Origin of the sequence: Synechococcus sp. BA-120 BA3 (genome assembly GCF_034931285.1) — a bacterium.
Lineage (GTDB): Bacteria > Cyanobacteriota > Cyanobacteriia > PCC-6307 > Cyanobiaceae > Cyanobium.
Genome location: NZ_JAYGHZ010000524.1, coordinates 1 through 519, shown reverse-complemented (window position 1 = coordinate 519; position 519 = coordinate 1). Strand labels below are relative to the sequence as shown.

Genomic DNA, 519 nt, shown 5'->3' with positions numbered 1-519 from the left:
CTGGAAGACGCAGGCCATATGCCTGCGGATGAATTTGATGGCGCGGTTGGTGTGTTCGGCGGGTGCGGGATGCAGGCCTATCTGGCGTTCAACCTGCTGAGCAATCCGGAGCTTGTCGAGAGCGAGGGCATGTTCCTCCTGCGCCATACCGGCAACGACAAGGACTTCCTGACGACGCGGGTATCCTACCTTCTGAACCTTCACGGCCCCAGCATCGGCATTCAGACGGCGTGCTCTACGTCGCTGGTGGCCATTCATATGGCGGTACAGAGCCTTCTGGCGCGAGAATGCGATATGGCACTGGCGGGCGGGGCAAGCATCGACCTGCCCCATGGCCGGGGTTATCGGTACGCGGAGGGTGAGATACTCTCTTCCACCGGACGGTGCCGCGCATTTGACGATGACGCCGATGGTACGCTGTTTGGCAGCGGCGCCGCCGTGGTGGCGCTGCGGCGGCTGGACGACGCGCTGCGTGACGGCGACAATATCCATGCCGTGATCCTGGGTTCTGCCATCAAC

At 62.6% G+C, this 519-nt stretch carries 1 protein-coding gene; it reads left to right on the top strand.

Features of this window, described 5'->3' with window-relative positions; translation table 11 throughout:
• Positions 1–519, top strand: a 519-nt coding sequence (locus VB737_RS17285; protein ID WP_500314789.1) for a beta-ketoacyl synthase N-terminal-like domain-containing protein, incomplete at its 3' end; no start/stop codon positions are given.